Here is an 18,928-nt window from a genome sequence, read left to right as displayed (position 1 = left end):
GCAGCCAGTGACTACTGCGTACCTGGTTTCCGGCCGCCGCACCCCGGTCGGCCGTTACGGCGGCGCCCTGTCGTCCGTCCGCCCCGACGATCTCGCGGCACTGACCATCAAGGCCGTCATCGAGGATGCCGGTATCGATCCGGCCGCCGTCGACGAGGTCATCCTCGGCAACGCCAACGGCGCCGGCGAAGAAAACCGCAACGTGGCCCGCATGGCCTGGCTGCTGGCCGGTTACCCGGACACCGTCCCAGGCATCACCGTCAACCGCCTCTGCGCCTCCGGCATGTCGGCGATTGCCCTGGCCACCGCCATGGTGGAATCCGGCCAGGCCGATGTCGTCGTCGCCGGTGGTGTCGAGTCGATGTCCCGCGCACCGTGGGTCGTCGAGAAGCCCACCACCGCCTTCGCGAAGCCGGGCGAGGCCTTCGACACCTCCATCGGCTGGCGCTTCGTCAACCCGACGTTCGCCGCGCAGGAGAAGACCACCTTCTCCATGCCGGAGACCGCGGAGGAGGTCGCCCGCGTCTGCGACATCTCGCGCGCGGATGCCGATGCTTTCGCCGCCCAGTCACAGGCCCGGGCCGCTGCCGCGATCGAGGCCGGCCACTTCGCCTCCGAGATCGTCCCGGTCGAGGTCAAGGACCGCAAGGGCAACGTCACCCTCGTCGACACCGATGAGGGTCCGCGCCCCGGCACCACCACTGAGGTGCTGGCGAAGCTGCGCCCCGTCGTCAAGGGCGGCGAGGTCGTCACCGCCGGCAACTCCTCCAGCCTCAACGACGGTGCCTCCGCGATCCTCGTGGTGAGCGAGGCGGCCGTCGAGAAGTATGGTCTGAAGCCGCGTGCCAAGGTCATCGCCAACGCCAACGCGGGCCTGGCCCCGGAGATCATGGGCCTGGGCCCCATCCCGGCGACCCGCAAGGTCCTCGAGCGGGCTGGCTGGAACCTCGGTTCCGTTGATGCCGTTGAGCTCAACGAGGCTTTCGCCACCCAATCCCTGGCGGTCATCCGCGAGCTGGAGCTCGACCAGAACAAGGTCAACGCGTGGGGCGGTGCCATCGCCCTGGGTCACCCGCTGGGTTCCTCCGGTTCCCGCATCACGATCACCCTGCTCAACCGCCTCGAGCAGGAGGGCGGCCAGCGCGGCATCGCCACCCTGTGCATCGGTGTGGGTCAGGGTTCCGCCATCGCGATCGAGAGGGTCTGAGATGTTCGATGATTTCCAGGCACTGACCGTCACCGACCGCGGTGACCGGCTCGTCGTCGAGCTCACCCGCCCCGAGGTGCGCAACGCGATCGACGACGCCATGGTCGCCGAGCTGCACGCCGTCTGCGATCACCTCGAGCGCGAGCCGAAGATCCTCATCATCACCGGCTGTGAGCACAAGGGCCGCGGCATCTTCGCCTCCGGCGCCGATATCGGCCAGCTCAAGGAGCGCCGCCGCGAGGACGCGCTGCGTGGCATCAACAACACCATCTTCCACCGCATCGCCCAGCTGCCGATGCCGGTCATCGCGGCCGTCGACGGCTACGCACTGGGTGGCGGACTGGAGCTGGCCCTGGCCGCGGACTTCCGCATCGCCACCGAGGGCGCCAAGTTCGGTCAGCCGGAGGCGAACCTCGGCATCATCGCCGCGGCCGGTGGTTTGTGGCGCATCAAGGCGCTGGTGGGTGAGGCCATCGCGAAGGAGATCCTCCTCGCCGGCCGCATCCTCTCCGGCGCGGAGGCCTACGAGGCGCACCTGGTCACGGAGCTCGCCGCTCCGGAGGCGCTTCTCGACGCCGCCGAAGCCTACGCCGACCGCATCGCCGCCCTCGATCCCCTGGCGGTGCGTATCTCCAAGCAGGTGATGGCCATGCCCGCGGCGGCACACCCGGCCGTCGACAACATCGCCCAGGCCATCCTCTTCGAGTCGGACGCCAAGTTCGAACGTATGCAGGCCTTCCTCGACCGAAAGAAGAAGTAGAACATGACTGTCCCGAACAAGGTGGGTGTGCTCGGCGGTGGCCGTATGGGCGCCGGAATCGCCCACTCCTTCCTCGCCGCCGGCGCGGAGGTCACCGTCGTCGACATCAACGACGAGGCCGTGGCCGCCGCCTACGAGCGCATCAGCAACGACGTCGACGGCTCCCTCAAGCGCGGTGCCTCCGGTACCCGCGAGGAGTGGCTGGAACGCCTCACCGTCACCACGGATGCCGGCGCCTTCGCCGGTCTGCCGCTGGTCGTCGAGGCTGTCCCGGAGTCCATGGACCTCAAGGTCTCCTCGTTCCAGAAGATCGCCGACGCCTCCCCCGAGGCCGTCATCGCGACGAACACTTCCTCGCTGTCCGTCTCCGACCTGGCGCTGACCGTCGACAACGACGTCATCGGCCTGCACTTCTTCAACCCGGTGCCGGCCTCCAAGCTGGTCGAGATTGTCGTCGCGGACTCCACCCCGGCCCCGCTCGTCGACTCCGCCCGCGGCTGGGTCGAGGCGCTGGGTAAGACCCCCATCGTGGTCAAGGACGCCCCGGGCTTCGCCTCCTCCCGCCTCGGCGTGGTCATCGCCCTCGAGGCGATCCGCATGGTCGAGGAGGGTGTCGCGTCCGCGCAGGACATCGACAACGCCATGGTCCTGGGCTACAAGTTCCCGGTGGGCCCGCTGGCTCTGACCGACATCGTGGGCCTCGACGTGCGCCTCGGCATCGCCGAGTACCTCGCCTCCACCCTGGGTGAGCGTTTCGCCCCGCCGCAGCTCATGCGCGACATGGTTGAGCGCGGCGAGCTGGGTCGGAAGTCCGGTAAGGGCTTCTACGACTACAGCTAGCGCTTCTCGACGATCGCGTTAGTGATCCGCGCCGTACACAGCCGCTTCCCGGCTTCGTCGGTGAGGATCACCTCGTGGCTGGTCATCGTCCGCCCCAGCCGGATGGCGGTGGCGGTGGCGGTGACCAGGCCGGATCGTCCCGAGGAATGGTGGGTGGCGTTGATGTCCACCCCCACCGCCACCTTGCCCATGGTCGAGGCGTGGATGACGGCGGCCCAGGAGCCGACCGCCTCCGCGATGGCCACCATCGCACCGCCGTGCAGCAGCCCCAGGGACTGCCGGTTGCCGTCGACCGGCATGGTGGCGACGACCTTCTCGGGTGACTGCTCGAGGACCTCGACCCCCATCTTCCGGTCCAGCTCACCCAGTTCGATTGTCCACGGTTCCACGGTCTTCTCCTCGTAGGCCTTGTGTGAAATGTGATCTTGATTATACTGGCCAGAAATCCTGACCGTCCGTTCGGTCACTAATTAATCCCCAGGAAAGGACCTCCCCGATGTCCACTCTCACCGACACCCTCGTCCCCAGCTACCTCTCCGGCGCGTGGGTCACGCCCGAGAACCCCTCCCGCGTCACCGAGGTCCATGACGCCTCCACCGGCGAGGTCGTCGCCACCGTCTCCACCGACGGTCTCGACCTGGCCGGAGCCATCGAGTACGCCCGCGAGACCGGCCAGCGCAACCTGCGCGAGCTGACCATCCACGAGCGCGCCCTGAAGATCAAGGAGCTGGCGCTCTACCTGGGCGAGCACAAGGACGAGCTCTACGAGCTGGCCTACCAGACCGGCGCCAACAAGCGCGACAACGGTGTCGACATCGACGGTGGCATCCAGACGATGTTCGTCTACTCCTCCAAGGGCCGCCGCGAGCTGCCGAACGGCCGCGTCATCATCGACGGCCCGACCGAGATCCTCTCCCGCGACAACTCCTTTTTGGGCACCCACATCTACACCACCCTCCCGGGCGTGGCCGTGCAGATCAACGCCTTCAACTTCCCGGTGTGGGGCATGCTCGAGAAGTTCGCCCCCACCTTCATCGCCGGCATGCCGACCTTGGTCAAGCCGGCCACCCCGTCCGGCTACGTCACCGCCGCCTGCGTGCGCCTCATGATCGAGTCTGGCATCCTCCCGGAGGGCTCCCTGCAGCTCATCTCCGGTTCCGCCCGCGACCTGCTCGATCACCTGGATCACCGCGATCACGTCGCGTTCACCGGTTCCGCCGCCACCGCCGCCACCCTGCGCTCCCACGACAACGTCCTGAAGAACGGCGTCCGCTTCACCGCCGAGGCCGACTCCCTCAACGCGGCCATCCTGGGCGAGGACGTCACCGAGGACTCCCCCGAGTTCGACGCCTACGTCAAGGCCCTGTTCATCGAGATGACCGCCAAGGCCGGCCAGAAGTGCACCGCCATCCGCCGCGCCATCGTGCCGAACGCCCTCAAGGACGCCGTCGCCCAGGCGCTGGCCGCCCGCCTCAACGACAAGATCGTCCCCGGCGACCCGCGTGACCCCGCGTCCACCATGGGACCGCTGGTCTCCGTCGACCAACGCGACGATGTGGCCGCGGCCGTCGAGAAGCTCATCGCCGCTGGCGGCACCGTCGTCACCGGTGGTGCCGACAAGCTGGACGGCGCGTTCTTCGCCCCGACCATCCTCACCTTCGACGACGCCGACGCCGACGCAGTCCACAACGTCGAGGCCTTCGGCCCGGTCGTGTCCATCATCGGCTACACCGACACCGAGGACGCCATCCGCCTGGCCGCCCGCGGCGAGGGCTCCCTGGTCGCCTCCGTGATCACCCACTCCCCCGAACTGGCCGCCCGCTACGCCCACACCATCGGCGCGTACCACGGCCGCCTCCACTTCCTCGACCGCGATGACGCCAAGACCTCCACCGGTCACGGCTCCCCACTCCCCCACCTCGTCCACGGTGGCCCGGGTCGCGCCGGCGGTGGCGAGGAGCTCGGTGGCGTCCGCGGCATCAAGCACTACATGCAGCGCACCGCCATCCAGGGCACCCCGGACCACCTCACCGCTATCACCGGCGAGTGGGTGCGTGGCGCCAAGGTCAACAAGGTCACCCGCGCGGACGTCGAGGCCGGCACCGCCGAGCACCCCTTCCGCAAGGACCTGGCCACCCTGCAGATCGGTGATCAGTTCGCCTCCGATCTGCGCCACGTCTCCCTCGAGGAGATCCTGGAGTTCGCGGAGAAGACCGGCGACACCTTCTACGCGCACGTCGACGAGGAGGCAGCCACGGCCAACCCGTTCTTCCCGCGTCGGGTCGCCCACGGCTACCTGCTCGTCTCCTGGGCCGCCGGCCTGTTCGTCGAGCCCGCCCCGGGCCCGGTCCTGGCCAACTACGGCCTGGAGAACCTGCGCTTCATCACGCCGGTCACCTACGACGACTCCGTCCGCATCGAGCTGACCGCCAAGCGCATCACCCCGCGAGTCACCGACGATTACGGCGAGGTCTGCTGGGACGCGCAGCTGTTCAACCAGGACGACGAGCTGGTTGCCTCTTACGACGTGCTCACCCTCGTCGAGAAGGTGAACACCACCTACGCCAACTGGAACAAGTAGGACCCCACAATCCGGTGCAGCGCCGGGAGAAAAGGCAGTGTCGCGCTCCTCTCCCGGCGCTTCGCCACGTCTGCATCGGCCGATTGTTAGATTAGGCACCCCCTTAATCTCACACGTAACCGCCAATCGGCGATTTTCTGACGGATTAGGCGGAGCGCAGGTCGCCAACTGTGCGCAGCTGCGCACACTTTTCCTAACCTGACCTGCGCTTTCGCAGAACTTCCCAGGGCCAGGTCATGCCCGCCCAGGCCGCACCCAGCACACCTGCGGCGGTGAACAGGTACTGGGGCCAGGGGCCCATGGCGTCGAGAAGCGAGGGGCCGGCGGGGTGCGCGTTGAGGTAGCCGTAGTTGGCGCCGGTGAGCGCGTTGACGAGCATGGTGCCACCTGCCCAGGCGAGGAAGAAGATCCAGGTCACGCCGAGCCACGACCACCGCGGCCGCATGCCCCAGCCCCACACCAGGACGATCGGCGCGATGAACACCGCAGCGTGGAGGAACCAGTACATGAGGTACTCGAGGCGGGCGTCGACGAAGTAGTTGAGGTCCGGGGTGAGCAGGGACTGGACGTTGAGGGTGAGGCCAAAGTAGTAGGTCGGGGCAGCCCACCACCACTTCCGGGTGATCAGGGCGAGCGAGGCGGTCAGGCGCGCGAAGTCGGAGAGGTGGAGTGGAAGGGAGCGCTGGATGTCGAAGATGGCGGGTCGCATGTCCCAGAGCATCCACCACACAGACACCGTGAGCAGCACCCAGCCCGCGACGCTAACCCACGTGTCCACATCCCGCCCACGGACGGCCCGCACCAGCAGCGGGGTGGCCACCGCGATGACCATCAGCGCGGCCCAGTGCTCCGGACTGTAAGGGGCCATGTCATCACCGCCGTCCATACGATGGCGATGAGGATGACCTCGAGAATCCAGTAGTGTCGTTGCCATCCCATACGATGGAATATGTCAATGATGGACGCTGTCGGTGGTTTGTGGGCGAAGAATCCGTAGTTGCCGCCCGTCACCTTGTTCGCCAGGCCCGCCACCGCCATCCATCCGGGCGAGACTGCGGCCACGAAACGGAAATCGCGCCAGTCCGGTCGCCAGCCGAACCCGGCAACCATCACCACAGGCACGATGAGCGCGACCATGTGGAAGAACCAATAACCAGCGAACTGCACCCATGCCGGGTTGTGCACATAGGGCAGGTAGGGCGTGATAATAGCCTGTGGATTCAGCAGGATCCCCCAATAATAGGTGATCGCCAACGCCCTTTCGTCCCCGGTGATCAGGCCATATGCCACGATGTAGCGCAGCCAGTCGCACAGGTGGAAAGGCAGCGCCTCGGTGACGTGCAGGTTGCCGGGCCACAGCGTGAACACCAGCCACGCCCCGGCCAGCACCATGAGCACCCAGCCGGTCACCTGCCGGGCCACCGTCAGCCATCCTGCTCCACGCACCCGGCGCGCCGCGACGACGAGGATCCCGCCCGCCACCACCCCGGTCACCAGCACGGCGATGTGCTCGGGGCTGTACTGCCGCATCCAGGTGTAGCTCACGCTGCCCTCCCCGTGACCACTCCCCCGCACATGAGGAAAGGCCAGCTCAGGTCGTTCTTCGTGAGCACCTGCGGCCGCAGTTCATCAGCCAGGATGAGCGACTTGTCGCCGTACCCCAGCAGGATTTCGTCGAAGGCGGGAAGTTCATAGGTCGCCGCCAGCGCGGCTTCCAGTTCCTGCTTATCGACGCCCCGTTGCCACTCCCCCATCCAGTACCCCTCACCGAACTCCACGACATCCCGCGCCAGGGCAAAGGCCTTCTTCGCCTGCGCCACCGTGAGGCCCGCCCACCACACCAGGTCCTTGACGTTGGCCGGGCCGTGCGAATGCAGGTAGCGGGTGCCCAGCTCCGCGAGGGCCTCCTCCCCTGCCAGTTCCCGCTGCGCCACGGGCAGGTCATCCACGTGCAGGAAGGTCTCCACCGCACCCTGCCGGGGCCCCTGCACGACGTCCCCCTCGCCGCCGAAGGCGCGCACCAGGTGCGGGCCGCGCTGCTCAGCGGGATCGACTCCTGCCTGCGCGAACACTTCATAGACCTGCGGGCGGGTCAAGGCTCCACCCCGCAACGCGGAATGCAGGGCCTTTCTCGCGGTATCGACCTGCGCTTCCGTGATCCCGAGCCCCGGACGGCGTTGCATCTGCGCCCGTGCTACTCGCGGCCCGCACAGCCGCATCATCCAGCGGGCATCTTCCGCCGGTAGGAAATGCAGGGTGCCGCGCATGGGCCAGGCCCGCACGATCTGGTGCTTATCGACATCCGCGAGCACCGCGGCGTCGTCAAGCGGTCCCCGCAGGGACAATGCCCGGATACCGTCGGCGTACTTCTGCCCCTGCACGCCGAGCATCCACCGGGCAGCGTCGGCAGCACTGCGTCCGGGAGAATGCAGGCCCTGGGCGATGAGGCGCCGGGCGCGCAGTTCGGCGAGCTGGTCCATGCCCGCCATTATGACACCGGTTGCACCTCCCGGATGCGGCCATCGCGCATCTCGATGACGCGGTCGAAGGCGTCGAGCAGACTGCGGTCGTGGGTGACCATGAGGGTGGCGGCGTGCAACTCCCGGGTGATGTCCACGAGCAGGTCGACGACCTCGTGGGCGAGGCGGCTGTCCAGGGCGGAGGTCGGTTCGTCGGCGAGCAGCACGGCGGGGGAGGCCATGAGTGCCCGGGCGATGTTGACGCGCTGGCGCTGGCCCCCGGAAAGCTGGTTCATGCGGCGGTGGCCGAACCCGGCGAGTCCGACGCGCTCCAGCAGCTCATCGGCATGTTCCGGGCGCGGCCTGTGCCCCCGGATGTGGTCGGTGATGAGCAGCTGCTCCCGGGTGGTGAGTGCCCCCAGCAGGTTGGGTTGCTGGAAGATAAGGCCCCGGGGGCCGTCGACGCGCACCCGCCCGGAAGAGGGGACCTGCAGGCCAGCGGCCACCGCCAACAGGGAGGATTTGCCGGAGCCCGATTCACCGACCAGCGCGGTGAGCTCGCCGGGGCGTAGCGTCAGGGTGACGTCGTCGACGGCGGTGACCTCCGTCAGTCCGTCGGGGTAGGTGAGGGTGATGTTATCTAGGTGCAGTGCCATTATCCTTGTCCTCCGAGTGCGATGAGCGGGTCGACTTTTCCGACCCGCCGGGTGGCCAGCAACGCGCCGAGCAGGCCCAACAGCCAGATGCCCAGGGCCGGTCCGAGCACGCTCAGCAGGGTGAGCTGGAAGGGGACCGCCTGGCCGGCGACAATCCCCAGACCCCACCCGGCCAGGGCCCCGGCTGTGACGCCGACGGCCAGGATGAGCGCCGCCTGCCCGAGGGCGTCCCGCACGAGGTAGCCGGGTGCGGCCCCGAGGGCTCGCAGGATCGACAGATCGCGGGTGCGCTGGATCGTCCACACCGTGAGGAAGGAGACGATGACCAGCGCCGATATGGCGTACAGGAAGCCCTGCATGGTCTGCAGCGAACCCTGTTCCGACTGGTAGGCGGCTAAGCCCGCGAAGGAGCCGCGCAGGGTCGTCACGGTTATGTCGGGGACGTCGTGGGCGACGGTGCCGTCGATAAGCAAAACGGTGCCCAGTGCCTCCGTGCGGGCGATGTCCTGCCAGGTGGCGGTGTCGACCCACACGACAGGCGTGTGCGAGTAGTGCTGGTCCGGCGCGGTGCCCGCGACTGGCACGCGGACGCCGCCGAGGGTGATGTGGCGGGGCGGGGTATCGATAAGCGATTCCGAGAGCACCGCCCCCGGACCGATCCCGGGAAGGCTCAGGACGGCGACTGACTGCGTGGTGTCAGCTTCGAGGCGGGTCTGCATGGTGCCCAGCGGACGCACCTCCTCGACACCCTCCACTGCCTCCCAGGTGGCCACGTCGGTGGCCGTGACCTGCGAGTCCGTGAATGAGGGCTCCTCCGAGGAGAAAACGACGCGGTCGGGGTCAAGCGAGCTGAGAGCCGAGGTGTTTTGTGCGCCGAGACCACCGGTGAGACCGGTGAGCATGACGAGCAGCAACGTGATGAGCCCGACGACCGCTGTGATGAGCGTGAATCTGCCGCGGGCGTGGATGATGTCGCGAATGCCGAGGTACATGCCTTCATGCTCGCTGCCTGGCGCCGGGAAACCATCGGCTGCCCAGCCGAAAACCCGCTCAACCGGTCGGTTGATGCCCCGTCCATCACCTGGCCGCTACCGTCGGGAGTGTGACAACACTGCTTCGCACCCTGCGCATCGGCCTGCACCTGCTTTTCGCCTTCCTGCTGGTGCTGGGTGTGGTGTTGTTCCTGGTGGCGGAGCCGGCAGCCGCGACGGGCACACCCGTCCTGCCACTCAGCGTGGGCCTGGCCTTGGTGTATGTGCTGGGCACGGTGTGGGAGCACAGCGTGGGCACCCCACCGCGGGGTGTGGTGTGGTGGTGGCTGGCGGTGGTCACGTTGCTGTGGCACGCGTTGGTGGCCGTATCGATCACTTTCGTGTGGCTACTGTTTCCGCTGGTCCTGCTGTTTTTGCACCTGCTGCCGCGCACGTTGGGCCTGGTGGCGGCGACGGTGCTGTGGGCAATCGCAGCGTTCGTCCCGGCCCAGCTGCACCCGGGGGAGTGGACGCCCGCCTCTGCGGTGGGCCCGTTCATCGGCACCGTCCTGGCGGTGGCCATCTACTGGACGTATGTGGCGCTGCACCGGGAGGCCGCGCATCACCGCCGCGTGGCGGAGGATCTGCGCGCCACGCAGGAGGAACTCGCCGTCTCCGAGCACCAGGCGGGTCGCCTGGAGGAGCGCGAGCGGCTCTCCCGGGAGATCCACGACACCGTCGCCCAGGGTTTGAGTTCCATCGTGCTGGTTTCCCGGGCGGTGCGTGGCAGCCTGGAGCGCGGGGACGCCGCCGCGGCCCTGCACCAGGTCAGCACCATCGAGGATCAGGCCGCCGACAGCCTTGCCGAGGCCCGTCGTTTCGTCCGTGACCTCGCCCGGCCCGGCGAGCCCGTGCCGGTGTCCCTGCAGCATCTGGTCGACCGCACCCGCGCCCGGCAGATAGCGCTCGGCGATCCGCTGCGGGTGGAGCTCCAACTCGCCGGCGACACCCACCGTGAACTGCCGGAACCCGTGTCGCGCGTCATCGTCCGGGCGGCGGGGGAGTTGCTGGCGAATGTGGTCAAGCATGCTGCCGCCGAGCGCACCGTGGTCACTTACGGCGTCTGGGACAGTGAGGTCACCCTCGATGTGCTTGACGACGGCCGCGGCTTCCCCGGCACCCGCGGTTATGGCCTGCGCGGCCTGGAGTCGCGCGTCGCCTCCGTCGGCGGCGAGCTGCTCATCGAATCGGACGGCGGTACCGCCGCCACGGTGCATATCCCCTTGACCTCGGCGAAGGAGCCGCAATGATCCGTGTCATGCTTATCGACGATCACCCCGTCGTCCGCGCTGGCCTGCGCACCATCCTCGACGCTTTCCCCGACATCACGGTCGTCGCAGAGGGCTCCGACGGCGCCGACGCCCTGCGTGCCACCCGCGAAGAGGTGGACGTGGTGGTGTGCGATATCCAGATGCCCGGCATGGACGGCATCACCGCCACCCGACGTCTCCGCGCGGCTGGCGGCCCGCCGGTACTCATCCTCACCACCTACGACACGCAGGCCGACATCGTCGCCGCCGTCGAGGCCGGTGCCCTCGGTTATCTGCTCAAGGATGCCCCTGAACAGGTACTTCACGACGCCGTCGTGGCCACCGCCGTCGGCCGCCGCACCCTCGCCCCGGAGGTCACCGGGGCGCTGGCCGAAAGAATGAGCCGTCCCTCGCAGGCCCTGTCCGCCCGGGAGATCGAGATTCTGCAGGCGCTGGAGACTGGGGCCAGCAATCGGGAACTGGCGAAGATGCTCTTCATTTCCGAGGCCACCGTGAAGACACACCTGGTGCACATCTTTCAGAAGCTGGGTGTGGGAACCCGCACCGCCGCGATCACCGCCGCCCGCGAGCAGCGCGTGATCTAGTGCAGTGGCCCGCAGGTGCCCGGCGCGGGCGAGTGGTCGCCGGGCGCGCGGGTAAGTCCCCACAGGATGAGGTCCATGACGCCGTGATCCACAGGGAGGTCACTGTGGTGGATGGGTCGCTCGCAGGCAGCCTCCACCTCGATGTTGGCGGCATCGGCGCCCGGCGTGAGGATCATGGAGGTGTCGTTCGGCGTGGCGATGGTGTCGCCCGCGGTGTAGAGCGCGGTGTAGATGACGTTGGGGGCGGCGTCGGGAAGCGTGTTCAGCCAGCTGACAAAGTCAGAGTCGGTGAGCTGCTGGGCTGCGGCTTCTCCGGCCCAGAAGGAGGTGGAGCTGGGCAGTGCGGTGCCGACGGAACCGAGCCCGTTGACGTCGGTGCCCCGGAAAGTCGCCCCAAGGGTGACGGCGCGGCGCACATTGTCGGCGACGCCGCGGCCACTGATGTAGCCCTTGACGAGGGTGCCGCCCTGCGAGTGGCCCACCAGATCCACTTCTGCAGAGCCGGTGCGGGCTTTCACACGATCGATGAACTCCGCCACCTCGTCGAGGCTGGCGTACGGGTCCGCGTAGCCATAACGCCCCGCGGAAGCGCTGAGTGCACTGACCTGGTTCGCTCCGTAATTCAGACCCCAGATGCAGGCGCCCTCCTCGGCTAGCCGCGTCGCCAGCGCTCCCAAGTGATGAGCTCCACCGGCGGTGCCGTGGATGAGGATGACGGGGGAGGGGTAGGTGGGCGTCGGTATGCAATTAAGGTCGTTGAATGGCGCACCGAGAGGATAATCAGAGGACAGGCTCATGGTGGAACCGAGCTCCTGCGCGAGGCGGGATTCGGAGGACACCTCCACCACGGGCCCGGAGGAGAGTTCGAGGGCCGCCCCGGAGGACAGACCAATCTCGGAGCCGAAGGAGCGCGAGCTGACATCATGGCCGGAGGACAACACCGGGATGCGGGGGATGCTCGATGCCCCGGCCACGGGAGTGGCGACGCAGATACTTGTGACCAGGGCGACCAGGGCTTTCCTCATGCTCAGCAACAGTACCCGGCACCCACCACCTCGAGCGCGGTTATTGGCATGAACTGGGCGCGAAGTGTTCCCGGGTCACGATCGTCGGGGGTGAATCATTGCCGATGAGGACCTCGCCGTCCCGGAGTGCGGCGATGTGGTTCCAGGTCGTCAGCACTCTCCGCACCTGTTCATCCCCCTTGTGCTTCGCCCCGGCTGCCCTTGTCTCCGTCGATGCTCACGACGTCGATGTCCAGGCCGCAGGGCTGCACGATGATCCCGAGCTGGCCCCGGACGTCCGTGCGGCCAGGGGCACCACGGCCAGCGCGGAAAGCAGTCTCACGACTGTCCGCCGTGCGACTCCCGCCCCTCGACGCTGGTGACGGTGGTGAGCAGGAAGACGGAGTCCTCCAGGGCGGACACGGAGTGCCGCTGGTGGGTGAGTGTGACCAGCTGACCGGCGCCGATGGTGGTCTCCTCCTGGCCGGCGACCTTCACTTGGCCGGTGAACAGGAAGATGGAGGCGGCGGGCGGGGAGTTGTGCTCCTGCAGCTCGGTGCCCTGCTTGAGGGCGATGACGGTCTGGCGGAGCGGGCCGTCGTTGACCAGCATCTTGGCGGCGCGACCGTTGTCGGCGGCACACGCCTTCTCCAGGAGCTGGCGGGCCTTGTCGTCGACGATGGACATGGTGGTTCTCCTCACAATGGGCGGTGGCCCCGAGCCTACCTAGTAGACGTCGACGACCTTGTCCGAATCACCCAGCCTTTCCCCCAGGCCGACGAGCACCGCGAACACCACGCCCAACGCCAGCGCCAGGCTGATCCACACCTTGTGCCAGCGCGGTCCGAACGCCCTGGCCACCAGCGCACCGAGGAAGGCCCCGAGGGTGTTCATGAGCAGGTCGTCGATGTCCGAGTAACCGAGGGCGAAGACGTACTGGGCGATCTCGATGGCCAGGGAGGTCAGGAATCCGACGAGGACCGTCCCTCGCACACGGCCCACCAGCATGTACACGAGCACGCCGAAGGGAGACCGGGGCGAACCAGCTGACTGCTCCGACGAGGTCCTCGAAGGGGACAAGACGCAGCTCACGGTGGCGGTGCACGGCCGGTTCCCACAGGTAGCCGATCCGGTAGAACGCCTTGAGCATCGTCAGGGCGATCATGACCGCGGAGTACGCGGCGAGAGCCAACCAGGTAAGTCTGCGCATGGCCCCCAATCTAGCTAGCGTGGTCCCATGAACAAGTCTCTTGTTGTCACGCGTACCGACGACGGCGTCACCACCGAACTCCGGGAGGAGCTGTTCCTCGGCGACGGCGACATGTTTATCGACGTCACCCATTCCTCCCTCAATTACAAGGATGCGATGGCGCTGCGCGGTGACAAGGGCGTCATGCGGGTGGATCCGCTGGTGCCGGGCATCGATGTGGTGGGCACCTCTGAGGGGCAGTTGTACACCGTCAACGGCACGGGCCTGGGGGAGTTCCGCCACGGTGGTTACACGACGCAACAGCGCGTCCCCGCCGACGCCGCCATCCCCGTTCCGGAGCGTTTCGATGCCTGGCACGCCGCCGCGATCGGCACCGCCGGTTTCACCGCCGCGATGTCCGTCGTGGCGCTGCGGGAACAGGGCGTGGAGGACGGCGAGGTGCTGGTCACCGGCGCCACCGGCGGTGTCGGTTCCATCGCTGTGCACCTGCTGGCACGCCTGGGCTACGACGTCGTCGCTTCCACAGGTCGCCCCGAGCACTCCGACTGGCTGCGCGGTCTCGGTGCCGCCGAGCTCATTGGCCGTCTCGACGAGCCGGGCCGCCCCCTCCAGAAGGCCCGTTGGGCGGGCGTGGTCGACTGCGTCGGCTCCCACACCTTGGTCAACGCCTGCGCGCAAACGGTGTGGGGCGGCACCGTCACCGCCTGTGGTCTTACCCAGGGCCCGGATCTGCCGGCCACCGTGTTGCCGTTTATCCTGCGCGGCGTGAAGTTGGTGGGCATCAACTCCGTCGACGCCCCGCGCCCGGTGCGGGAACGTGCGTGGGAGCTTCTCGACGCCACCCTCGACCTCGACATCCTCACCTCCCTCACCACCACCATTTCGCTGGATGAGGTGGTTTCCGCAGGTGAGAAGCTTATGGACGGTCAGCTGCGCGGACGCACAGTCGTTGAGATCTAGGCGTTGACCAGGACCTTCTGCTCCTGGGCGAATTTACTGGCCGTAGACAGCTGGTTGCGGAACAGGGTGAAGGCCAGCCACATGGTCACGATTGCGACGGCGGTCGGGCCGAGCAGCAGAACGTAGTAGAGGCTGGAGAACTTCTCGACGAGGCCGTTCTGGATCAGGCCGACATTGATGTAGAACATCGACAGGGCGGCCAGGCCGACGCCCGGGCAGACCAGGGTGAAGGCAACGGGCGAGGTTTCCTCGCGGCTGGTGACGAAGCGCTGGAAGAAGCCGTTGGAGCGCATGACCACCCAGCCGAGGCCGAGGAAGGCGACCTGGGCGAGGATCATGAAGCTGAGGAACAGCAGAACGGCGACCGAGGACTGGGGGTGGTTCTGGGGGCCGGCCGGGCCAGCGTCGATAAGCGTCTGCACACCGTGCCGATCACGCAGGACCGTAATGGACCACAGGGTGAGGACGGGGACGGCGAGCCAGAGGGTGGCGGAGTTCGGTTGTGCGAGGCCGTACTGCATGATGCTCATGACGCCGACGACGAGGAAGACTCCGAAGAGCAGGACCGAGATGAAGCCGAAGAGCATGGAGCCCCACACGCCGATGAGCACGACCAGCGGGTTGGTGCCCATGGCGGCGGGCGCGCCGAAGCCGACGGCGACCATGGCCATGGAGAAGGCGGCGAGGAGCTGGTTGAGGCCAACGTTGGCCTCGAAGGAGAAGCCGCCGCCGATGATGCGGCGCAGGTAGTTGGTCATGATGACCAGGGCCAGGACGCCGACCGCACCGTAGGCGAGCAGGGCCAGCGGCATGAGGGACTGGATGATGCCCCACAGGCCCGGGACCAGAGCCATCGCGGCGACGAAGGCACCGTTGACGCTCATGCCCAGAGTGAGCGGAATGGCCATGAGGGTGACCTCGGCGTTGGTGGACTTCAGGTTCTGGTAGGCCGCGGTCTGCTTGAAGGCGTTGAACTCGCGGAAGTTCCAGGCCAGGAGGGTGAAGTGGATGGCCAGCATGGCGATCATGCCGACACAGCCGATGATAATGATGGTGCGCATGAAAGCGAGTCAACGGGGAATCATGCTCGCCACGATCAACACGCTCACCGACCGCCAACTGTCCACCGCCCTGACTACCGCCCACCGTTCCCTCACCCGCCACAAGGCCGCCTTCATCCTCCACCTCGCCGAATTCGATGCACGTGAACTCAGCGGCTCAGCCGGCACCGTTTCCTGGGTGATGCGCACCCAGGACCTATCCCGTCGAACCGCCTATGAGTACCTGCAGGTCGGCCGGAGCCTGCTCGCCTTCCCACTGCTCACCCACCATTTCGCTGAAGGAGATATCAGCTACTCCAAGGTGCGGCTGCTCCTGCCTTACCTCACCGTGGACAACGAGAGTGAGCTCGTCCGCCTTGCCCTCGACCACCCCCTCCAGGAGCTGGAGACCCTGCTCGCCGGCCGGCCCCGCCCCAACGGCGGAAAGCCCCGTCCGAAGAACCGTCTGTCTGTGGCCGTGGATAAGGAGACCGGCGGGGTGCGGTTCTGGGGTTCTTTCGACCCCGAGCATGGCGCCGAGTTCCTCGCCTCCCTCAAGGCCGCTGAGTTGGCCGAAGGGCCAGACAAGGACACCACGCGCTTCGGCGCGCCCCGCACGACCACCCTCCTCGGCTCTTTCATGGGCCTGCTCCGCCTCGCACGCACCAACCCGGAGGCCAAGACGAACGCCCCCGGAGCGCAGGTCACCATCATCATTGACCCTGATGACAACGTCCGCATCCCAGCCCAGCCCGCAGCAGAAGGCACGGAGCTGCTACGCAGCATCATCAACGGGGTCCTCGCCGTACAGATCCGCGGCGCCCGCGGGCGCATTCTCCACCTCGGGCGGGCCTCCCGTCTGGTCACCCGCGCCCAGGAGAAGGCCCTGCTCACGCGCTGGAACCACCAGTGCGCCACCCCGGGGTGCGACCACACCCACTGGCTACAGTTCCACCACATCAAGGACTGGGCATCCGGCGGCCTCACCGACTTAGACAACCTCATCCCCCTGTGCTCCCTCCATCACGCCATGATTGCCAACGGTGAGCTGGTCATCGTCCCGGACTCGATCGACCCGACCCTGCTGCGTTTCCGCTTCCCCGGGGGAGAGTCTTATACGTCCGTGGATAACCAGCCTCCGATGCTCGACCTCGCAATGGGGCAGCACGCCGACAGCTACACCCACGGACCCGTCCCCCGCGGCGACGATGACCTGCTCGACATATGGGAGCACGAAAACACCTTCGACGACATTGAACCAGGTCAAGGCACCTAAACTGTGCGCAGCTGCGCACTACTTACGTGCCAGGAAAGGAGCCACCACCGACCGCGACACCCGACAATCGAGCACCCACGTGCCTGATTCGCCCGAGGCCAACCAGTCCTCGATTACCGCGACATCATCCAACGTGCGCACCACCGCACCCTGTGCCCCGAAGGCTCCGAGGACGGCGGTGAAGTCCACCTCCGGGATGAGCATCGGTTCCTCCGGCACGCCCTGCCAGGCGTACTGGTGGACCTCGGCCCCGTAGGCGGCATCGTTGACCACGACTACCACGCAGCGGCCGCCGGTGGCGTGGACGCGGCGGATGACGGACTCGGCGTCGGCAAGCGCCATGAGCCCGCCGCCATCACCGGTGACCAGGACGGTCAGCCGCGAACCGGCGGCTTCGACAACGCCGACGGCGGAGCCGAAGCCGAGTCCGATGGACTCGAAACCGGTGCCCACCAGCACGAGGTGGTCAGGGCCGGGAACGTCAAGGTACATGCACGGCCAGGCGATGAAGTGGCCGCCGTCAGTGACCACGATGCGCTCGCTCGGCAGTACCTCGTTGAGGCGGACGAAGAGACTACGCGGGTCCAGACGCCCGTCAGCGCACACGCCATCCCCGACGTGGTGTGTGGTGCGCACCGCGGGCCGTGCTTCTCGGCACCCCCTCACCTCCGGCAGATCCTCAAGCACCGTGTCCACCCGCGGGGAGGTGGGTGCATGGGGATCCAGTTGCATGACATGCGCGTCCGCCCGGAAGGAGTGCATGAGGGTGAAGCGGTTGAGCGAGGCGCCGACGACCAGCACAACGTCAGCGGCGCGCATCTCCAGGCGGGCCTCCGGGGTGGAGAAACCACCGCAGATCCCCAGGTCCCGCACCCCGGCCACGCCCTGGAAGAAGCCCTTCGCCGGCGCGGTGGTGGCCACATCTGCGCCCAGGGCCTGCGCCAGCGCCACCACCTCTGTGCGCCTGCCGACAGCTCCGCGACCAGCGAGGATGAGGGGTTGCTCGGCGTCCGACAACAACCGTGAGACGTCACCGCGGTCCGCAGCGGGCACCGGCCTTCGGAAAGGGAGGAACACAACGACTGGTGCGCTTTCGCGCAGCGCGTACTCGACGGCCACCGCAACGTCCTGCTCTACGCGCACCCCGCACGCTGCTACCAGGGCCGCGTGGTCGGCACCGGAATCGCTGCCGGCGAGAAAGAGGAGTGGGGAGCGGGAGAGGGCGGCGTCGATAAGCGGGGTCAGGGCGTTGGTGAAACCCGGGCCATAGGTGGTCGTGGCGACAGCCAGGCGGCCGGTCGCGCGCTGGAAAGCGTCAGCGGCCGCGATGGCCGCCGCCTCATGCCGCACGGTAATGAGGGAAATGCCGAGGTCGGCGAGCTCGCGGATGAGGGCAGCGTTGCCGTTGCCCATGAGCCCGAAAACGGTGTCGGTGGCCTCCGCCACCGCCCGCGCGACCTGCTGCATGCTCCTACTTCACCACAAGGTTGACCATCCGGCCGGGCACGACGATCTGCTTAACCAGGTTCTTGCCCTCCACGGCCGCGGCGACGCGCGGCTCCTCCAGGACACGCGCGATGACGTCCTCCTGCGGCGCATCGGCCGGGACCATGACGCGGGCGCGGACCTTGCCGTTGATCTGGACGGGCAGCTCGATCTCGTCGTCGACAAGCCACTTCTCGTCGAAAGTAGGGAAGTCCTGGAAGGCGACCGTGCCCTCATGCCCGAGGCGCTTCCACAGCTCCTCCGCGATGTGCGGGGCGACGGGTGCGACCATGATGACCAGCGGTTCGACGGCCGCGGTCGGCACGGCATCCGGGTAGGTCTTGGTGAGGTAGTTGACGTACTCGATGAGCTTGGCCACCACGGTGTTGACGCGCAGGTTGTCGTAGTCGTCGCGCACACCCTCGATGGTGCGGTGGAGCTGCTTGTTGTCCTCGTCGGTCAGCTCCAGCGGCTCGGTGAGGGCGTCGCCGGTTTCCTCGCTGACCACCAGGCGCCACAGGCGCTGCAGGAAGCGCTGCGCACCGACGACGTCCTTCGTCGCCC

Annotated in this window: 19 protein-coding genes and 1 pseudogene; 8 read left to right on the top strand and 12 right to left on the bottom strand. The window is 67.5% G+C overall.

Annotation, left to right across the window (positions count from 1 at the left end; translation table 11 throughout):
- The first annotated feature begins 7 nt into the window (after positions 1-7).
- Genes Q4G50_RS07080 through Q4G50_RS07070 form a run of 3 tightly spaced genes read left to right on the top strand, consistent with a single transcriptional unit; the run spans position 8 to position 2,807 of the window.
- Positions 8-1,207: an acetyl-CoA C-acyltransferase gene (locus Q4G50_RS07080; protein ID WP_303376951.1), complete on the top strand. Its 1,200-nt coding sequence runs from the start codon at positions 8-10 to the stop codon at positions 1,205-1,207.
- 1 nt (position 1,208) lies between these two features.
- Positions 1,209-1,967, top strand: a complete 759-nt coding sequence (locus Q4G50_RS07075) for an enoyl-CoA hydratase/isomerase family protein (protein WP_303376950.1) — start codon at positions 1,209-1,211, stop codon at positions 1,965-1,967.
- A 3-nt stretch (positions 1,968-1,970) separates the two neighbouring features.
- Entirely contained in the window at positions 1,971-2,807 is an 837-nt protein-coding gene (locus Q4G50_RS07070; RefSeq protein ID WP_303376949.1) for a 3-hydroxyacyl-CoA dehydrogenase family protein, read from the top strand.
- On the opposite strand, the gene Q4G50_RS07065 is transcribed toward Q4G50_RS07070, so the two are convergent.
- Positions 2,804-3,154, bottom strand: a complete 351-nt coding sequence (locus Q4G50_RS07065) for a PaaI family thioesterase (RefSeq protein ID WP_273045030.1) — start codon at positions 3,152-3,154, stop codon at positions 2,804-2,806. The genes Q4G50_RS07070 and Q4G50_RS07065 overlap by 4 nt on opposite strands.
- 149 nt (positions 3,155-3,303) lie before the next feature.
- Here Q4G50_RS07065 and paaZ point away from each other — a divergent pair, with 149 nt between their 5' ends.
- The gene (gene paaZ / locus Q4G50_RS07060; RefSeq protein ID WP_303376948.1) at positions 3,304-5,388 is read left to right on the top strand and encodes a phenylacetic acid degradation bifunctional protein PaaZ; all 2,085 of its coding nucleotides are present in this window, start codon (positions 3,304-3,306) and stop codon (positions 5,386-5,388) included.
- A gap of 193 nt (positions 5,389-5,581) precedes the next feature.
- On the opposite strand, the gene Q4G50_RS07055 is transcribed toward paaZ, so the two are convergent.
- Genes Q4G50_RS07055 through Q4G50_RS07035 form a run of 5 tightly spaced genes read right to left on the bottom strand, consistent with a single transcriptional unit; the run spans position 5,582 to position 9,495 of the window.
- Positions 5,582-6,256, bottom strand: coding sequence for a TIGR02206 family membrane protein (locus Q4G50_RS07055; protein WP_303376947.1), 675 nt, complete (start codon positions 6,254-6,256; stop codon positions 5,582-5,584).
- A complete protein-coding gene (locus Q4G50_RS07050) occupies positions 6,220-6,933 on the bottom strand; it encodes a TIGR02206 family membrane protein (protein WP_303376946.1) in 714 nt (237 codons plus the stop codon). Before Q4G50_RS07050 ends, Q4G50_RS07055 begins: the two co-directional genes overlap by 37 nt.
- On the bottom strand, positions 6,930-7,868 hold the full coding sequence (locus Q4G50_RS07045; protein WP_303376945.1) for a winged helix DNA-binding domain-containing protein: 939 nt from the start codon (positions 7,866-7,868) through the stop codon (positions 6,930-6,932). Before Q4G50_RS07045 ends, Q4G50_RS07050 begins: the two co-directional genes overlap by 4 nt.
- 8 nt (positions 7,869-7,876) lie before the next feature.
- Positions 7,877-8,503: an ABC transporter ATP-binding protein gene (locus tag Q4G50_RS07040; RefSeq protein ID WP_303376944.1), complete on the bottom strand. Its 627-nt coding sequence runs from the start codon at positions 8,501-8,503 to the stop codon at positions 7,877-7,879.
- A complete protein-coding gene (locus Q4G50_RS07035) occupies positions 8,503-9,495 on the bottom strand; it encodes an ABC transporter permease (RefSeq protein ID WP_303376943.1) in 993 nt (330 codons plus the stop codon). Before Q4G50_RS07035 ends, Q4G50_RS07040 begins: the two co-directional genes overlap by 1 nt.
- 110 nt (positions 9,496-9,605) lie before the next feature.
- On the opposite strand from Q4G50_RS07035, the gene Q4G50_RS07030 reads away from it, so the two are divergent.
- Positions 9,606-10,784: a sensor histidine kinase gene (locus Q4G50_RS07030; protein ID WP_303376942.1), complete on the top strand. Its 1,179-nt coding sequence runs from the start codon at positions 9,606-9,608 to the stop codon at positions 10,782-10,784.
- Positions 10,781-11,389 carry a response regulator transcription factor gene (locus Q4G50_RS07025; RefSeq protein WP_303376941.1) on the top strand — a complete coding sequence of 203 codons (609 nt, stop codon included), beginning with the start codon at positions 10,781-10,783 and terminating at the stop codon, positions 11,387-11,389. Before Q4G50_RS07030 ends, Q4G50_RS07025 begins: the two co-directional genes overlap by 4 nt.
- On the opposite strand, the gene Q4G50_RS07020 is transcribed toward Q4G50_RS07025, so the two are convergent.
- The 3 genes and pseudogenes from Q4G50_RS07020 to Q4G50_RS07010 form a co-directional block, all read right to left on the bottom strand.
- Positions 11,386-12,414: a triacylglycerol lipase gene (locus Q4G50_RS07020; protein WP_303376940.1), complete on the bottom strand. Its 1,029-nt coding sequence runs from the start codon at positions 12,412-12,414 to the stop codon at positions 11,386-11,388. The genes Q4G50_RS07025 and Q4G50_RS07020 overlap by 4 nt on opposite strands.
- 318 nt (positions 12,415-12,732) lie before the next feature.
- Complete coding sequence (locus Q4G50_RS07015) at positions 12,733-13,080, bottom strand: cupin (RefSeq protein ID WP_085549105.1); 348 nt, start codon at positions 13,078-13,080, stop codon at positions 12,733-12,735.
- A 39-nt stretch (positions 13,081-13,119) separates the two neighbouring features.
- A pseudogene (locus Q4G50_RS07010) lies at positions 13,120-13,603 on the bottom strand (VanZ family protein).
- Between the two features lie 27 nt (positions 13,604-13,630).
- Here Q4G50_RS07010 and Q4G50_RS07005 point away from each other — a divergent pair.
- The gene (locus Q4G50_RS07005; RefSeq protein ID WP_303376939.1) at positions 13,631-14,563 is read left to right on the top strand and encodes an MDR family oxidoreductase; all 933 of its coding nucleotides are present in this window, start codon (positions 13,631-13,633) and stop codon (positions 14,561-14,563) included.
- Here Q4G50_RS07005 and Q4G50_RS07000 read toward each other — a convergent pair.
- Positions 14,560-15,624: a hypothetical protein gene (locus Q4G50_RS07000; RefSeq protein ID WP_303376938.1), complete on the bottom strand. Its 1,065-nt coding sequence runs from the start codon at positions 15,622-15,624 to the stop codon at positions 14,560-14,562. The two genes, Q4G50_RS07005 and Q4G50_RS07000, sit on opposite strands and share 4 nt — an antisense overlap.
- Here Q4G50_RS07000 and Q4G50_RS06995 point away from each other — a divergent pair.
- Positions 15,623-16,879 (top strand): HNH endonuclease signature motif containing protein, encoded by a 1,257-nt coding sequence (locus Q4G50_RS06995; RefSeq protein ID WP_303376937.1) that lies wholly within the window; start codon positions 15,623-15,625, stop codon positions 16,877-16,879. The two genes, Q4G50_RS07000 and Q4G50_RS06995, sit on opposite strands and share 2 nt — an antisense overlap.
- An 18-nt stretch (positions 16,880-16,897) precedes the next feature.
- On the opposite strand, the gene Q4G50_RS06990 is transcribed toward Q4G50_RS06995, so the two are convergent.
- Both Q4G50_RS06990 and Q4G50_RS06985 read right to left on the bottom strand, forming a co-directional pair.
- The gene (locus Q4G50_RS06990; protein ID WP_303376936.1) at positions 16,898-18,346 is read right to left on the bottom strand and encodes a thiamine pyrophosphate-binding protein; all 1,449 of its coding nucleotides are present in this window, start codon (positions 18,344-18,346) and stop codon (positions 16,898-16,900) included.
- Between the two features lie 4 nt (positions 18,347-18,350).
- Positions 18,351-18,928, bottom strand: a 578-nt coding sequence (locus Q4G50_RS06985) for a class I tRNA ligase family protein (protein ID WP_303376935.1), incomplete at its 5' end; no start/stop codon positions are given.

This window comes from Corynebacterium sp. (genome assembly GCF_030538285.1).
Lineage (GTDB): Bacteria > Actinomycetota > Actinomycetes > Mycobacteriales > Mycobacteriaceae > Corynebacterium.
This window is presented reverse-complemented; position numbering and strand designations above follow the sequence as displayed.

What these genes read in the sequence shown, in the direction of transcription:
- Q4G50_RS07025 (WP_303376941.1), top strand. Translation starts at nt 10,781, where the DNA reads ATGATCCGTGTCATGCTTATCGACGATCACCCCGTCGTCCGCGCTGGC.
- Q4G50_RS07065 (WP_273045030.1), bottom strand. Translation starts at nt 3,154, where the DNA reads ATGGGGGTCGAGGTCCTCGAGCAGTCACCCGAGAAGGTCGTCGCCACC.
- Q4G50_RS07045 (WP_303376945.1), bottom strand. Translation starts at nt 7,868, where the DNA reads ATGGACCAGCTCGCCGAACTGCGCGCCCGGCGCCTCATCGCCCAGGGC.
- Q4G50_RS07070 (WP_303376949.1), top strand. Translation starts at nt 1,971, where the DNA reads ATGACTGTCCCGAACAAGGTGGGTGTGCTCGGCGGTGGCCGTATGGGC.
- Q4G50_RS07000 (WP_303376938.1), bottom strand. Translation starts at nt 15,624, where the DNA reads ATGCGCACCATCATTATCATCGGCTGTGTCGGCATGATCGCCATGCTG.
- Q4G50_RS06995 (WP_303376937.1), top strand. Translation starts at nt 15,623, where the DNA reads ATGAAAGCGAGTCAACGGGGAATCATGCTCGCCACGATCAACACGCTC.
- Q4G50_RS06990 (WP_303376936.1), bottom strand. Translation starts at nt 18,346, where the DNA reads ATGCAGCAGGTCGCGCGGGCGGTGGCGGAGGCCACCGACACCGTTTTC.
- Q4G50_RS07075 (WP_303376950.1), top strand. Translation starts at nt 1,209, where the DNA reads ATGTTCGATGATTTCCAGGCACTGACCGTCACCGACCGCGGTGACCGG.
- Q4G50_RS07055 (WP_303376947.1), bottom strand. Translation starts at nt 6,256, where the DNA reads ATGGCCCCTTACAGTCCGGAGCACTGGGCCGCGCTGATGGTCATCGCG.
- Q4G50_RS07020 (WP_303376940.1), bottom strand. Translation starts at nt 12,414, where the DNA reads ATGAGGAAAGCCCTGGTCGCCCTGGTCACAAGTATCTGCGTCGCCACT.
- Q4G50_RS07015 (WP_085549105.1), bottom strand. Translation starts at nt 13,080, where the DNA reads ATGTCCATCGTCGACGACAAGGCCCGCCAGCTCCTGGAGAAGGCGTGT.
- Q4G50_RS07035 (WP_303376943.1), bottom strand. Translation starts at nt 9,495, where the DNA reads ATGTACCTCGGCATTCGCGACATCATCCACGCCCGCGGCAGATTCACG.
- paaZ (WP_303376948.1), top strand. Translation starts at nt 3,304, where the DNA reads ATGTCCACTCTCACCGACACCCTCGTCCCCAGCTACCTCTCCGGCGCG.
- Q4G50_RS07040 (WP_303376944.1), bottom strand. Translation starts at nt 8,503, where the DNA reads ATGGCACTGCACCTAGATAACATCACCCTCACCTACCCCGACGGACTG.
- Q4G50_RS07005 (WP_303376939.1), top strand. Translation starts at nt 13,631, where the DNA reads ATGAACAAGTCTCTTGTTGTCACGCGTACCGACGACGGCGTCACCACC.